The sequence below is a fragment of the Listeria innocua genome, from assembly GCF_028596125.1.
Taxonomy (GTDB): Bacteria; Bacillota; Bacilli; order Lactobacillales; family Listeriaceae; genus Listeria; species Listeria innocua.
Map to the genome: position 1 here is coordinate 1779865 of NZ_CP117229.1, position 14956 is coordinate 1794820.

General features: G+C 38.9%; 15 protein-coding genes. 1 reads left to right on the plus strand and 14 read right to left on the minus strand.

Annotation, left to right across the window (positions count from 1 at the left end):
- Window positions 1-94 precede the first annotated feature (94 nt).
- The 9 genes from fabG to PQQ29_RS09450 all read right to left on the minus strand — a co-directional run bounded on the left by fabG (window position 95) and on the right by PQQ29_RS09450 (window position 9377).
- Window positions 95-838 (minus strand): 3-oxoacyl-[acyl-carrier-protein] reductase, encoded by a 744-nt coding sequence (gene fabG, locus PQQ29_RS09410; RefSeq protein ID WP_003769287.1) that lies wholly within the window; start codon window positions 836-838, stop codon window positions 95-97.
- Between the two features lie 3 nt (window positions 839-841).
- Entirely contained in the window at window positions 842-1783 is a 942-nt protein-coding gene (gene fabD, locus PQQ29_RS09415; RefSeq protein ID WP_033532943.1) for an ACP S-malonyltransferase, read from the minus strand.
- A complete protein-coding gene (gene plsX, locus PQQ29_RS09420) occupies window positions 1776-2789 on the minus strand; it encodes a phosphate acyltransferase PlsX (protein WP_003767427.1) in 1014 nt (337 codons plus the stop codon). The genes fabD and plsX overlap by 8 nt, the downstream gene beginning before the upstream one ends.
- Window positions 2790-2809: 20 nt before the next feature.
- On the minus strand, window positions 2810-3379 hold the full coding sequence (gene fapR / locus PQQ29_RS09425; RefSeq protein WP_003762917.1) for a transcription factor FapR: 570 nt from the start codon (window positions 3377-3379) through the stop codon (window positions 2810-2812).
- A gap of 180 nt (window positions 3380-3559) precedes the next feature.
- Window positions 3560-5608 carry an ATP-dependent DNA helicase RecG gene (recG, locus tag PQQ29_RS09430; protein WP_187983950.1) on the minus strand — a complete coding sequence of 683 codons (2049 nt, stop codon included), beginning with the start codon at window positions 5606-5608 and terminating at the stop codon, window positions 3560-3562.
- A complete protein-coding gene (sdaAA, locus tag PQQ29_RS09435; RefSeq protein WP_003762921.1) occupies window positions 5601-6491 on the minus strand; it encodes an L-serine ammonia-lyase, iron-sulfur-dependent, subunit alpha in 891 nt (296 codons plus the stop codon). Before sdaAA ends, recG begins: the two co-directional genes overlap by 8 nt.
- A gap of 146 nt (window positions 6492-6637) precedes the next feature.
- Entirely contained in the window at window positions 6638-7300 is a 663-nt protein-coding gene (sdaAB, locus tag PQQ29_RS09440) for an L-serine ammonia-lyase, iron-sulfur-dependent subunit beta (protein ID WP_010991023.1), read from the minus strand.
- A 38-nt stretch (window positions 7301-7338) separates the two neighbouring features.
- Window positions 7339-8997, minus strand: a complete 1659-nt coding sequence (locus tag PQQ29_RS09445) for a DAK2 domain-containing protein (RefSeq protein WP_003769290.1) — start codon at window positions 8995-8997, stop codon at window positions 7339-7341.
- A 14-nt stretch (window positions 8998-9011) separates the two neighbouring features.
- Window positions 9012-9377: an Asp23/Gls24 family envelope stress response protein gene (locus tag PQQ29_RS09450; RefSeq protein WP_003720130.1), complete on the minus strand. Its 366-nt coding sequence runs from the start codon at window positions 9375-9377 to the stop codon at window positions 9012-9014.
- 298 nt (window positions 9378-9675) lie between these two features.
- Here PQQ29_RS09450 and rpmB point away from each other — a divergent pair, with 298 nt between their 5' ends.
- A complete protein-coding gene (rpmB, locus tag PQQ29_RS09455) occupies window positions 9676-9864 on the plus strand; it encodes a 50S ribosomal protein L28 (protein ID WP_003720131.1) in 189 nt (62 codons plus the stop codon).
- Window positions 9865-9959: 95 nt separating this feature from the next.
- Here the strand turns inward: rpmB and PQQ29_RS09460 are convergent, their stop codons facing one another.
- The 5 genes from PQQ29_RS09460 to PQQ29_RS09480 form a co-directional block, all read right to left on the minus strand.
- Complete coding sequence (locus PQQ29_RS09460) at window positions 9960-10604, minus strand: thiamine diphosphokinase (protein WP_003762927.1); 645 nt, start codon at window positions 10602-10604, stop codon at window positions 9960-9962.
- Between the two features lie 65 nt (window positions 10605-10669).
- Window positions 10670-11326: a ribulose-phosphate 3-epimerase gene (gene rpe, locus PQQ29_RS09465; protein ID WP_003769291.1), complete on the minus strand. Its 657-nt coding sequence runs from the start codon at window positions 11324-11326 to the stop codon at window positions 10670-10672.
- A gap of 2 nt (window positions 11327-11328) precedes the next feature.
- Window positions 11329-12204 (minus strand): ribosome small subunit-dependent GTPase A, encoded by an 876-nt coding sequence (gene rsgA / locus PQQ29_RS09470; protein WP_010991024.1) that lies wholly within the window; start codon window positions 12202-12204, stop codon window positions 11329-11331.
- 19 nt (window positions 12205-12223) lie between these two features.
- Window positions 12224-14197, minus strand: a complete 1974-nt coding sequence (gene pknB / locus PQQ29_RS09475) for a Stk1 family PASTA domain-containing Ser/Thr kinase (protein WP_003769293.1) — start codon at window positions 14195-14197, stop codon at window positions 12224-12226.
- Window positions 14194-14952, minus strand: coding sequence for a Stp1/IreP family PP2C-type Ser/Thr phosphatase (locus PQQ29_RS09480; protein ID WP_003762934.1), 759 nt, complete (start codon window positions 14950-14952; stop codon window positions 14194-14196). Before PQQ29_RS09480 ends, pknB begins: the two co-directional genes overlap by 4 nt.
- Between the last annotated feature and the right edge of the window lie 4 nt (window positions 14953-14956).

Genomic DNA, 14956 nt, shown 5'->3' on the forward strand with positions numbered 1-14956 from the left:
CTCCCTCCAAGTATTATATAGGATTATTTCTCCTACGTAAACAAAAATATTTAAAGTAATGCGAGCCAAGTAAATTCGCATTCATTAACCAATTTTACATTACCATTCCGCCATCAACGGATAGTGTTTGGCCAGTAATATACTTCGATGCATCGCTTGCTAAGAAAAGAACTGCATTCGCAATATCTTCGGTTGTTCCGTAAGCACCAAGCGGAATTTGAGCTAGCATTGCTTCTTTTGTTTTATCATCTAATTTGTCTGTCATTTCGGTTGTAATGAAACCAGGAGCAACAGCATTAACGTTAATACCACGTGGAGCAAGTTCACGAGCAGTTGTTTTTGTTAAACCAATTACGCCTGCTTTACTTGCAACATAGTTTGCTTGACCTGCATTACCAATTAAGCCAACAACAGAAGCCATGTTGATAATTTTACCAGCGCGTTGTTTCATCATTGTACGACTTACTGCTTTTGTACAAAGGAAAGTTCCTTTTAGGTTGATGTTAATAACGTCATCCCACTCGTCTTCTTTCATGCGCATTAATAAATTATCACGCGTAATTCCCGCATTATTGACTAAAATGTCGATACGACCAAAGCGCTCGATTGCTTGTTTGAAAAATGCATCCACATCTTCAGCAATCGCTACATTTGCTTTCATTGCTTCTACTTCTACACCATGTTCGGCAACGAGTTTTGCTGTTTCTTCCGCAGCTTCTGGGCTACCATTGTAATTGAAGAAAATATTTGCGCCTTCTTTAGCTAATTTGATGGCGATGTCACGACCGATTCCGCGTGATCCACCTGTTACTACTGCTACTTTGCCTTGTAAAGTCATTAATTATTCTCCTTTCAATGTCGCGGCAACACTTTTCACTGACTCAACATCACCTGCGGACAGTACAGTTACATCACGATTGATTTTCTTAATTAAACCAGCTAAGACTTTTCCAGAACCAATTTCAACAAAAGTATCTACGCCGTTTTTAATTAATTCTTCGACAATATCTTCCCATAATACTGGGGAATAAATTTGCTTAATTAGTTTATCGCTAATTTCGGATTTATCCGTAGTTTCTTTAGCATCCACGTTATTAACTACTGGAATCTGACCATCAGAAATTTTAACTTCTGCTAAAATATCACGGAAAGCAAGTGCAGCTGGTTCCATTAAACTTGAGTGGAAAGGTCCGCTAACAGCAAGTGGTAATACGCGTTTCGCACCACTTTCTTTTGCTTTTTCGCCAGCTTTTTCAACGCCAGCAGTTGTTCCAGAGATAACGATTTGTCCTGGACAGTTCAGGTTAGCAAGTTGAACTGCATCCCCTTCAGCTGTTACTTCTTCGGTTACTTTTTTTAATGTTTCACGGTCTACGCCAAGAACCGCAGCCATTGCGCCGGCGCCATTTGGTACAGCGGCTTCCATTAATTCTCCGCGTTTACGAACAAGATAAATCGCATCACTTGCTTCTAAAAATCCGCCAGCAACAAGCGCGCTATATTCGCCAAGGCTATGTCCTGCTACGTAATCCGCTTTAACACCATATGTTTCTAATGCGCGTAAAATAGCTACACTTGTTGAAACTAATGCTGGTTGTGCATTTTCGGATTTCGTTAATAATTCGATTGGTCCTTCTGTAATAACATCTGTGATGGAAAAGCCTAATCTTTCATCAGCATCATCATAGATTTTTTTTGCTTCTGGATATTCTGCAGCTACATCTTGCCCCATGCCAATTTTTTGTGCTCCTTGACCGGGAAATACGAATGCGATTTTAGTCATTTGTTTCTGTTCCTCCTACTTTTACTTTATCTACTTCTGATTTGATGGTTTCAACAACTTGTTTTTCAACCATTTCACGTACTTGACGAATAGTGGTAAAAATACCATTTGCATTAGATGATCCGTGTGCTTTTACAACTGGGGCTTGAACACCGAATAAACAAGCGCCACCGTATTCGCTATAATCCATTTTCGCTTTTAGTTCCATTAAATCTTTTTTCAGGAAGCTTGCTGCGACTTTATTTTTAAAGCCATTTAGTAAGCTCATTTTTAGCATACTTAGGAATGCAGCGCCTGTTCCTTCAATTGACTTAAGTACCATATTACCAGTGAATCCGTCAGTAACAACTACATCTGCTACATCCATTAACAAATCACGTGCTTCGATATTACCGATAAATTCATAGGCATCTTGATTTTTCATTAGCTCAAATGATTTTTTTGTTAATTCATTTCCTTTTGTTTCTTCTGTTCCGATGTTTAAAAGTGCCACACGTGGGCGTTCGATTTTACGTACTTTTTCTGCATAGACCGAACCCATTAAGCCAAACTGTAATAAATGTTCTGGTTTTGCTTCGGCATTCGCTCCTAAGTCGAGCATAACAAAGCCTTTTCCAGTAACGGTTGGAAGTGTTGGCGCAAGTGCTGGACGGTCAATCCCTTTAATGCGTCCAATGACAAAGAGTCCAGTAGACATAAGGGCACCTGTATTTCCTGCTGAGATACAGGCATCTGCTTCTCCGTCTTTTACGGCTTGGGCTGCAAGTACCATGGAAGCTTTTTTCTTCCGTTTTACGGCGCGAACTGGTTCATCGTCACTTTCTATTTTTTCATCGGTATGTATGATTTTCACACGAGTTTTATCTGTTAAATGTTCATTTATTTTTGTTTCGTCTCCAAAAAGAAGAATTTCGATATCTTTATATTGGGCAACAGCTTTCATTACACCTAAAACAATTTCTTTTGGTGCGTGATCTCCACCCATCGCATCTACAGCAATTTTCATTATACGTCAGTCCTTTATTTTCATTTTTGCGTTGCGTGATACATTTCAAACTTACCTTTGAGTACAATTTCGTCTCCAACATAGCTTTTTACATCCACTATAGTAATAGCTCTGTTGTCTGTTGCTGGACGTACTTTTGCTTTTGCTATGATGCGTTCACCTTCGTATACAGAACGAACAAAGCGAACGGTTGCTTGTGTGGTTAAAGCGAGTTCATTTGGGATGACTGCGGTTGCTAAGGAATTAGCTTGGGCAAATAGGTGATGCCCTCGAGCGATTTTATTTCGTTTAAAAACATGCTCACTTCTCACGTCAAAAATGGAAATTGCACTCTTACTAAGTTGGATATCAATAATTTCACCAATCACTTCATCGATGGGAAGACTTTTTACTGCGTCGGCATAATTGACACTCGCTACATGTTTGATTCGCTCTCTGAGTTCAGGGATAGAAAGAGCCACCCGGTCTAAACGGATAGTCTGGACGCTAACCCCAAATTTTTCAGCAAGTTGCTCATCTGTTATGAAAGGATTTTCTTCAATAGCAACTTGAAGTTTCATTTGTCGATCCTTCTTAGAATATTTTTTCATGCACGGTTCCTCATCTCTTTTTTTGTGAAAGGTATTAACACCAGCTACTAAAGACTGGCTAAAAAAAGGAAGTTACCTCTGCTGGATAACCTTCAGAACTTCCTCCTATTTATTGGTACTTTAATATGTTATTAAAAATCAAGCCAAGTTGCAAGTTTTTTTAAAGTTTGTTACATAGGTTTAATCTAGTTTTTGTTCTGTGAAGACGCCTTCTTCCTCAAGTAGCGCCACTAATTTATCGTACGTTTTATTTTCCAACATGTTTTCTTCAAAGATCATATGGACGGCATCTTGGCGAGCGATTTCAAGCACACGGTAATCATGAACCATATCAGCGACTTTGAATTCTGGAACGCCACTTTGTTTTCTACCGAAGAAATCTCCTGGTCCACGAAGTTCGAGGTCTCGTTCGCTGACAACAAAGCCATCGTTTGTTTCTGACATAATCATCATTCGTTCTTTTCCGACCTCGGTTTTTGGGTCAGCAATTAAAATACAATAGGATTGATCAGCCCCTCGCCCCACTCGGCCCCTCAGTTGATGCAACTGCGCTAAACCAAAACGGTCTGCATCATATATGACCATCATCGTAGCATTCGGAACATTTACCCCAACTTCGACTACGGTAGTGGATACGAGGCAGTCAATTTTTTTATCATTAAAGTCGCGCATAATTTGTTCTTTGTCTGCCGGTAATAACTTGCCGTGCATGAGTCCTGGAACATATTTAGTGCCCCATTTATTTTGTAAAATGTTGAAAACGTCTATCGCATTTTGCACATCGAGTTTTTCGGATTCTTCAATTAATGGGCAAATGATATAAACTTGGTGACCTTTATCGATTTCTTTTTCCATAAAACCGATAACGCGATCAAGCATTTGATGTTTTACCCAGTAGGTTTCAATTTCTTTTCGTCCAGCTGGAAGTTCATCAATGATCGATACATCCATTTCCCCGAAAGCTGTAATTGCGAGCGTTCTAGGGATTGGCGTTGCGGTCATAAATAACACATCGGGATATTCGCCTTTTTCCCGTAGAATCCGGCGCTGTGCTACGCCAAATCTGTGTTGTTCATCTGTAATAACTAAACCAAGTCGATGATAAATTACTTCGTCTTGGATTAAAGCATGGGTGCCAATTAAAACGTCAATTGAGCCATTTTCAAGCATTGCCAGTAATTCTCTACGTTGCTTCCCTTTCACACTACTAGTAAGCAAGCCAACTGTAATATCAAAGGGTTGTAGTAGCTCTACTAAAGAATTCGCATGTTGTTCAGCTAAAATCTCCGTTGGGACCATTAAAGCGCTCTGGAAACCACTTTTGGCAGCTGCATACATCGCGATCGAGGCTACAACTGTTTTTCCTGATCCAACGTCTCCTTGTAACAAACGATTCATATGGAAGTGCGATAACATATCTCCGCAAATCTCGTTCACTACTCTTTTTTGCGCTTTTGTTAGCGGGAATGGTAAAGAATCAATATAATGACGCAAATCTTCTACATCATAATTAATCGAAATCCCACCCGACTTCTCACGTTCGATTTTACGGAAAAACTGCATTTTTAATTGGAAAAGCAAGAATTCTTCATAAACCATTCGGCGTCTAGCTTGTTTTAATTCTTCATTGTTTTTTGGGAAATGAAGCACGCGAACAGCTTCTAACCGATCCATTAATTGATATTTTTCAAGTAAATTGGTTGGGATAACTTCTTCTATATCCTTGCTATAACTATTAAAAGCAAGCCGAGTGTATTTTTGCATAGTTTTATTGCGAAGGGTTCCTTTTAATCTATAAACGCCTTCTAATTCTTCTTCGTTTTCGACAGCACCTATTTTAATTTTGCTGGCTGTAATTTGGGCGCGGCTTTTATCCCATTTGCCAGAAATCGTCACTGTTTCGCCAACACTTATTTTATTTTTTAAATATGGTTGGTTGAAAAAATCGATTTTGATGACTTGACCTTCTGTTGACACGCGGAAAGAAAGCTTGGATTTTTTTCGTCCGTAAAAGGCTACAGTTGCTTCGGTTAGCACTTCGCCTTGAATTGTAATTCGTTCTTCATGCGCTACTTCCGATAAATCCCGCAACCGGTAATCTTCATAGCGATACGGGAAGTTCCATAGCAAATCATGCACGGTCGATAAACCTAGCTCTTTTAAAGTTTTAGCTGTTTCTTCACCAATTCCTTTGATTTCAGTTGTCGGGATTCGTTTAAGTTCACTCACGTTTATCTTCTGGCGACAATCCGAAAATCTTCCGCTGAATGGCGCGTCCAGTCGGTGTAGCCGCCAATCCTCCTTCTGCCGTTTCTCTTAAAGAGCTTGGCATTTGTAACCCTACGCGGTGCATTGCTTCAATCACTTCATCACATGGGATACGACTTTTAATGCCTGCTAGTGCCATATCAGCTGAAATAATTGCTTGCGAAGAACCAAGGGCATTTCTTTTCACACATGGTACTTCTACAAGTCCTGCTACTGGATCACACACAAGCCCAAGCATATTTTTCATTGTCATCGCCATCGCATGTGCAGATTGTTCGGGGGTTCCTCCCGCTGCTGCTACAATCGCTGCTGAAGCCATTGCACTTGCAGAACCAATTTCCGCCTGACAACCACCCGCTGCCCCACTTATAAACGCATTATTCGCAACTACATAACCAAATGCTCCAGCTGTGAATAAAAAGTTAACCATGTCCTCACGCGTCATATCAAGACGATCTTTTAAAGAGAAAAGTACGCCTGGTACAACGCCAGCGCTTCCAGCAGTGGGAGTTGCACAAATAACACCCATCGCTGCATTGACTTCATTTGTAGCAATCGCTTTTGCTACTGAATCTAGTAAAACTTCACCAGATAAGAAGTTTCCTTTTTTGATATAGTCTTGCATAAGGACAGCATCTCCGCCCGTTAATCCGGTAGTTGAAGTAACGCCTGCTTCACCTTCATGAATAGCTTCTTCCATAATATCTAAATTCCGTTCCATCGCAGCAGTTATTTCCTCCCGCGGTAAACCAGAAATACTCATTTCACGTTTAATCATAATTTCAGCAATAGTTAGGTTCTCGCGTTCAGCGATGTCCACTAATTCTGCAACAGTTCTAAACATTATCAACACTCACTTTCTATACTCATTACCAACATACCTGATTTACAACTCAAAATAAAGCCAAATGCACGTTTTATTTACGCACATTTGGCTTTACACAAATCGAGCGAAAGCCACCGATTTACTAGAGATAAGTACCAAAACGATTAAATCATTACGCTTGCTACTTGGTAAATCCCTGGTAATTCAGCAATTTTGCTAATTAAATCTTGTTCAACTTGTTGGTCAACTTCTATTACCATTAAAGCTTCGTCGCCTTTTACTTTGCGCGATACTTTCATTTGACCGATATTAATTTTATGGTCAGCGATTACGGATGACACTGCTGCAATCGCGCCAAATTTGTCTTGATGTAAAATAAGGATAGCTGGAGCAGTTCCAGTGAATTCTAGCTCAAATTCGTTTAAGCGAATAATTTCTACTTTGCCGCCACCAATCGATGCGCCAATTAAGGTCATTTGTTGCATACCATGTTTTAACACTAATTTGACAGTGTTTGGATGAGGCGGCTCTTCCACTTCTTCAATAAATTGGATGCGCATGCCCCATTCTTCTGCAAGCTTAGCGGATTCTTTCATACGCGGATCATCTGGCTCAAAACCAAGCAATCCACCAATCAGCGCCACATCTGTTCCGTGGCCTTTATACGTTTTAGCAAAAGAACCATATAAATGAATATCTACTTGGGATGGTTGTTCATTAAAAACAGCTCGTGCAATGGCACCAATACGACTAGCACCGGCAGTATGAGAACTCGATGGACCAATCATTACTGGACCAATAATATCAAACACGCTATTAAATTTCACTAAAATCATCCTTTCTTCTATTCATTTAAAACAAGTCTTTACTCTACCGCAAAAATATACGGGTAAACTGGTTGGTCGCCTTCATGAATTTCTACTTCTACATCTGGAAAAGCTTCTGTTATTTTATCTGCTAAAAGTTCTGCTTTTTTAGCATCTGCATCTTCCCCGAAAATAATAGTAACGATTTCGCTATCATCATCAAGTAATTTTTCTAATGTTTCATAAGCAGCTTCTTCTAAAGTTTCGCGGCTGACTTTGATTTTACCTTCAACCATACCGATAAAACTGTCTTTTTTAATTACAACGCCTTCCACCGTAGTGTCTCGAACAGCTGTTGTAACTTGACCACTTGCTACGTCCTGAATTGCTTCTCTCATCGCTTCTGCATTGGAAGTGAAATCTTGTTCTGGTTGGAAAGTAAGTACAGCAGTAAGTCCTTGTGGAATTGTTTTAGTTGGGATGATTTGTACTTTATCTTCTCCAAGAATTTGAGCCGCTTGTTCTGCAGCCATTTGGATATTTTTATTATTTGGAAGAACAAAAACTTGTTCTGCATTTGCTGATTCAATGGCTTTTACAATATCTTCTGTGCTTGGATTCATTGTTTGACCACCAGAAAGAACAATGGATACGCCCATGCTTTCAAATAGTTTTTTCAATCCTTCTCCTGCTGAAACTGTAACGATACCATAAGGAGCTTTTTCCTTGGCTGGCGCTTTATCGTCGCCAACGATTTCATTATGCTGTTCGCGCATATTTTCTACTTTCATTTTAAGGAGACTACCGTATTGTTGACCATAGTTTAGAACTTCACCAGGATGTTCTACATGCACATGCACTTTTACAACTTCATCATCTGCCGCTACAAGTAAAGAATCACCTAGTTCACTTAAGTCTTGGCGGAATTGTTCTTCATCAAAAGGTTTTAGCCCTGGTTTATTTTCGTTAATCTTCACAATAATTTCTGTACAATAACCAAAATGAATATCCTCAGTGGACATAAAGTCTTGCACATGGCGATGATGTTCTGCATTAATTAATTCGCCCATTGATGCCATATAATCAGGTGCTTCAGCCATTTTACCAGTGAGCACTCCGTAAAATCCTTCATAAATAATAATCAGACCTTGGCCACCACTATCAACAACGCCAACTTCTTTTAAAACTGGAAGTAAATCAGGCGTTTTTTCAAGGGCTACTTTTCCTTGTTTCAAAATTGCTTCCATTACTAATTCGATTTCTTGATGTTCATTTGCGGCAAGAACACCCGCTTTGGCAGCCTCACGTGCTACAGTTAAAATGGTTCCTTCGACTGGCTTCATTACTGCTTTATAAGCTGTCTCTACACCTTTTACAAAGGCATTTGCAAATTCTTCTGCATTAAGTGTTTCTTTATTTTCTATTGATTTAGAAAAGCCTCGGAAAAGTTGGGATAAGATAACGCCAGAATTTCCACGCGCTCCCATCAACAAGCCTTTTGCAAGGTTTGCTCCAACGGCACTAATTGTTTCTTTGTCATTTTTTGCTACTTCTTCTGCTCCACTTGTCATGGATAAATTCATATTTGTTCCCGTGTCACCATCTGGAACCGGGAAAACGTTTAATGAATCAACAAAATCAGCATTTTTCGCTAAATTTTCTGCTCCAAGCGCTATCATTGCTGCAAATTTCTCTGGGTCTAACTGATATATACTCACTTACATAATCCTCCTTATGATTCCTTGATTACTCGGACACCTTGAACATAAATATTCACTGATTCCACTGTAATACCGAGTGTTTTTTCTAGTGTGTATTTCACGCGTTCTTGGACGTTATGAGCTACTTCTGAAATTTTAGTTCCAAAGCTAACAATGATATACATGTCAATATGTATACCTTCTTCTTCTTGTCTTACAATAACACCTTTTGTATAATTTTCTCTTCTAAGAATATCGGTTAAACCATCACGAATTTGATGTCTACTTGCCATACCTACAATTCCAAAATTTTCTTCGGCAGCACCACCAGCGATTGTTGCGATAACATCACTAGTAATATCAATTTTGCCAAGCTTTGTGTCGATTTCGATTGCCATTCTATATTCCTCCCTACGGATTATATTCTCGTTCGATTATTTTTTTATTATTGTTTTTAATTGCTAGTTTAGTTGTTCTTACCTATTTTACTATAATCACAGCCCTTTGGAAAGCATATCACAAATTTGGCTGATTAAATCCGCATTTATGCTGTCAAGTAAAAATTCTTTGCACTATTTTCGCATATCCTCTTGCAAAGTATACTTGTTTATGATAAATTATTCTAGTGTATGAAAAACAAAAGGATAGGTTATTTTAAATAAATTATCCGAAGAGCTCTGTAAGGAGGGGTAAACTATGGCTAAAGAATGTGTTATTACAGGCCGCAAATCACGTTCCGGTAACAAACGTTCCCACGCAATGAACTCCAGCAAACGTACTTGGAAAGCTAACTTGCAAAAAGTACGGATTCTGGTTAACGGCAAACCTAAAAAAGTTTGGGTATCTGCTCGTGCGCTTAAATCTGGTAAAGTGGAACGCGTTTAATCGAAGGAGAAATCAAGTGCAGCGACAATCATGTCGGTGCATTTTTTCTTTGTCTAAAAATAAAAAATACAGGCGAAAATCACCTGTATTTCTCATTAATCATTACTTTGTGTTAATAAAATCATTCCAGTTTTAAAAGAAAACGCTCCAATTTGATCGACAAACTCATTACTCGAAAGTGCCGAACCTACTGGGTAAGTGGCATTATCAAGTGGATAAACGAATCCTTTTAGTGTAAGTCCTGTAACATCTTTCATTGTTGTGAATGCTACATATTTTTTATCAGGCAATTTTTCAATTGTATAGCTTCCTGGTGTATACATTTTGATATAGTTATAGCGATCAATCATTTCTACAACCGGCACAGCGTCTAAGAATCGTGGCTTTGTTAGCATCATCAGATTCGCAAGTAAGTGGTCTAAACGGCCTCCTGTTGCTCCAAAAATGCGTATCTTATCTGGTTTTTGTTCCATTGCCCAGCTTAGCCCAATTTCTGTATCTGTTTCATCCTTTTCGGCAGGAAATTCATGTACATCAGCTACTTTTGTTTTTAAATGAGCTAATTCTTCTTTTGTTAAAGAATCAAAATCTCCCATTGCAACGGTCGGAACAATTCCTCTATCTAACAAACGTTTAGCCCCGCGGTCTACGCCAACCCAACTAATATCTGTATTCGTATATTGTGTTAAATCAGGAATTTCTGACGCAGGTCCACCAACCATGATATTAATTATTTTCATATTTGTGTTCCCTTCTTTCCTAACAAATAAGGCTGGAACGAAAAGTCTGTCCCAGCCCCCAAATATTATTCGCCTACAATAGCTCGTAATTTGTCAATTGGCGTTTGACGATTTTTATTTCCATAAATATAACTTCCAGCTACAAAAACATTTGCGCCGGCATCTCGACATAATTTCGCTGTTTCATGATCCACGCCGCCATCTACTTCGATTTCGATGTCTAAGCCTTTTTCATCCACGATTTTTTTGAAGGCAGAAATTTTTTCTAGTACCTCTGGAATAAATTTTTGTCCGCCAAAGCCTGGATTTACTGTCATAAATAAAACCATATCTAGTTCATTTAAAACATGTTGTAATACGTCAATTGGTGTTGCTGGATTTAGTACTGCACCTGCTTTTACTCCGTACGAACGGATGAGTTGTAATGTGCGGTGAAGATGCGTGCACGCTTCCACATGAACGGTAATATAATCCGCGCCTGCTTTTGCAAATTCAGGGATGTATGTATCAGGATTTTCAATCATTAAATGAACATCAAGTGGTAGTTTTGTTTCCGGACGAATCGCTTTTACGACAGCAGGACCGAAAGTGATATTTGGAACGAAATGTCCGTCCATTACATCAACATGGATATAATCCGCGCCGTAATTTTCTACTTCTTTAATATCTCTTGCAAGATTTGCAAAGTCTGCACTTAAAATCGAAGGAGCTATTTTTCCCATTTTTAATACCTCGGCTTTCTGTTTTTTAATTCTTGTAAAATTTGGATGTAGTGTTTGTAGCGAAAATCGGCTATTTCATTTGCTTCAACAGCTGTTTTTACAGCGCAATTCGGCTCATTGTCATGCATGCAACCTCGGAATTTACAGCCACTACGACGATCTTCCATTTCTGGAAAACAAAATTGTAATGTTTCTGGTTGTAAATCATCCCACTCAATCGAGCTAAAGCCAGGCGTATCTGCTACAAAGCCATCACCAATTGGCATTAGTTCTACGTGTCTAGTCGTATGTTTACCACGTCCAAGTGAGTTCGATATTTCGGCCGTTTTTAAGGTTAAATCGCTATTTAAACTATTTAATAAAGTGGACTTACCTACACCCGATTGCCCGGCAATAACTGCTGTTTTTCCGCTAATGTAGTCTTTAATTGCTTCTTTATCTGGTTCATCATTAGTTACAAAAACGTCGTAGCCAATTGTTTCATATACCTCTTTATAAACCGCAATTTGTTCTTTTTCCGCATCTGTTGCTAAATCCATTTTACTAATACAAATAACAGGTTGGATGTCTTCTTTTTCGATTGCGACTAAGAAACGATCTGCCAGGTTTGTAGAAAAATCTGGTTCTACTGCCGAAAACACAAGAATCGCAATATCGATGTTTGCCACGGGAGGGCGAACTAGCGCATTCTCCCGTGATAACACATCTAAAATATAACCATCCGTCTTATTTTCTACTTGAAATTCTACGTCATCACCAACTAGCGGGGAAATATTTCGTTTTCTAAAATTTCCGCGCGCCCTACATTGGTATATTTTCCCTTCAGAGAATACATAGTAAAATCCGCTCAACGCTTTGATAATTTGTCCTTCCAGCACATTTCCTCCGTTCTCTTTTTTAATTTGGATAAGGGACTGTACCTTCATCGATTACTTTATCGTCACTGATGATTTTGTAGCCTGCGCTAGAACCTTCTTCAATTTGGAAAGTCACTTCTACCGAGGTATTTTGGGTAATATTCATTTCTCGGTATGCGCTTGTCATACTATGATCTTTGTCTTGAATGTAAATTTGGACTTTCTGTGGTTGTGGATTTTCTTCATCGCTTGGTGTATAAGGGATGTTAAATGTTTTTGTAACTTCTTTAACTTGTTTTTCTTTTGGTCCAGCAGAAATAACGATTTCAATAGTATCGCCTGCATTTATTGCCGTTCCAGCTGATGGGGATTGCGAAATTACTTGCCCTTTTTCTACTGAGTTGGAGTTTTCTTCTTTACTCGAAACTTTGAGTCCAAGTGGTGAAGCATAATCTTCTACAGCTGTTTTTGTATAGCCACGAAGGTCTTTAAGTGTAATCGGTTCTGCGCCTTTACTTACGACAAATTTTACATCTGTCGACTTAGCAACCACTTCCGTTCCTTGAGTTGGTGTTTGGCTAATAATCATTCCTTTACCAACTTCAGAACTATATGCTTCTTCTGCAGAAATATTGTTGAAACCTTGCTGCTCTAGCAAAGTTTTAGTCTCAGAGTAGCTTCTACCAGTATAGTCTTCCATCGTAATTTTCTTAGAACCTATACTTACAAATAAATTGATTTTCGTGCCTTTTTCTTTCATTTCACCCGCTGATGGGTCCGTATTAATAACTTTGCCTTCTTCTACGTCATCGCTATTTTTTTCTGCTGTTTTACCAATAACAAAGCCATCTTTTTGCAGTAAGGCAATTGCTTGGTCTTCTGTTTTACCAGAAACATCAGGTACAGCGACTTCATCAGGACTTTTACCTAAAAGCCATAACAGTAAAATACCAATAATGAAAAGAACGATTACGGAAGACACGATTAAAATAATCTTCTTTTTCTTGCTCATTTTTTTCTTCTTTTTACCTTTTTTATCGTCTACAGCTACTTCTTCTGCAGCTACTTTACCTTCTGGAACGATGGTTTTATCTAGATTTTGCATCGCTTCTTTTGTGGCGATGATTGGAATTGTTTTTGTGTCGCCATCATCATCATTGGTTGGAAAAACGTATTTAGGTTCATTTAGACGATCTTTATTTAAGCAGGTTTGCAAATCTTTTTCCATTTCTTCTGCGTTTTGATAACGTAAAAATGGATCTTTTGCTGTTGCTTTAATAATAATGTTTTCTAAGCTTTGAGGAATTTCTGGGTTTTGGGCTCTTGCAGACGGAATTTCTGCTTGTAAATGTTTGATAGCGATTGAAACAGCCGATTCTCCGTCAAAAGGTACCTTCCCAGTTAGGAGTTCATATAAAACAATTCCGAGCGAATAGATGTCTGACTTTTGAGTTGCCATCCCACCGCGAGCCTGTTCTGGTGATAAGTAATGGACAGAGCCAAGTAAGGAATTCGTTTGGGTGATGGATGTTTCAGAAAGTGCCATCGCAATCCCAAAATCAGTAATTTTTACGACTCCATCATGATCAATTAAAATATTTTGTGGTTTTAAATCGCGATGAATAATGTGATGTTGATGTGCGATAGCTACTGCTGAAACGATTTGAAGCATGATGTCTACAGCTTTATCATAGCTAATTGGGTGATTTTCTTGGATATACTGTTTTAAATCCATCCCATCCACATGTTCCATCACTATATAGTGTAAATCATTTTCTTCGCCAACATCGTACACACTAACAATGTTAGGATGCACTAAGCTAGTTGCTGATTGGGCTTCACGTTGAAACCTGCGAATAAGGTTGCTTTCATCCGCTAAATCAATCCGTAAAATTTTTACAGCTACATCGCGGTCAAGAATTATATCATGCGCAAGATAGACATTGGCCATTCCACCCCCGCCTATCGCATGTAAAATTTTGTATCGATCATTTAGTCGCTTACCAATCATCATGAAGCATCCCTCCCTTTCTGCATAAGATTTCTTTCTACTAACAACACAGTGATATTATCTTCTCCCCCGTAAGAATTCGCTTTTGTAATAAATACATCGGCTTTTTCAGAAAGAGTTCGTTTACTTTTTAAAATTTCTTCCATTTCAGCTTCTGGGACCATATTAGTCAAACCATCGGAACAAAGTAATAATGTATCGCTCGTTTGAAATGGTACTACAAATGTGTCTACTTCTACTTTTCCTTCTACGCCTAGTGCTCGTAAAAGAATGTTTTTCCGCGGATGATTCATCGCATCTTCTTTGCTGATTTCGCCGGTTCTTAGAAGTTCGTGTACAAGCGAGTGATCTTCTGTTAATTGACGCATTACATCATTTTGAAGTAAATAACCTCGGCTATCCCCTACATTGGCGATAACTACTTGTGACTGAGCCATAATTGCTGCAACAAGGGTTGTCCCCATACCATTTAGATCCATTTCACTTTCCGCGTAAAGTACAATTTCTTTATTGACTTCTTGGATTGTTTTTTGAAGCCATGTTTCAATTTCTTCTGCGGTTAAAAGAGCGGTCGTTTCTTTCCACGCGTCGCTAAGTAGACGAACTGCCATTTCGCTCGCAACATCTCCTGCGCGGTGCCCCCCCATACCGTCTGCAACAATGACAATCGGCTGCTTATCTTTGTTTTCAAATACGCCGCCATTGTCTTCATTATGATGTCTTATTCTGCCTCTGTCTGTTCTAAATTCTGCATGCATTTAT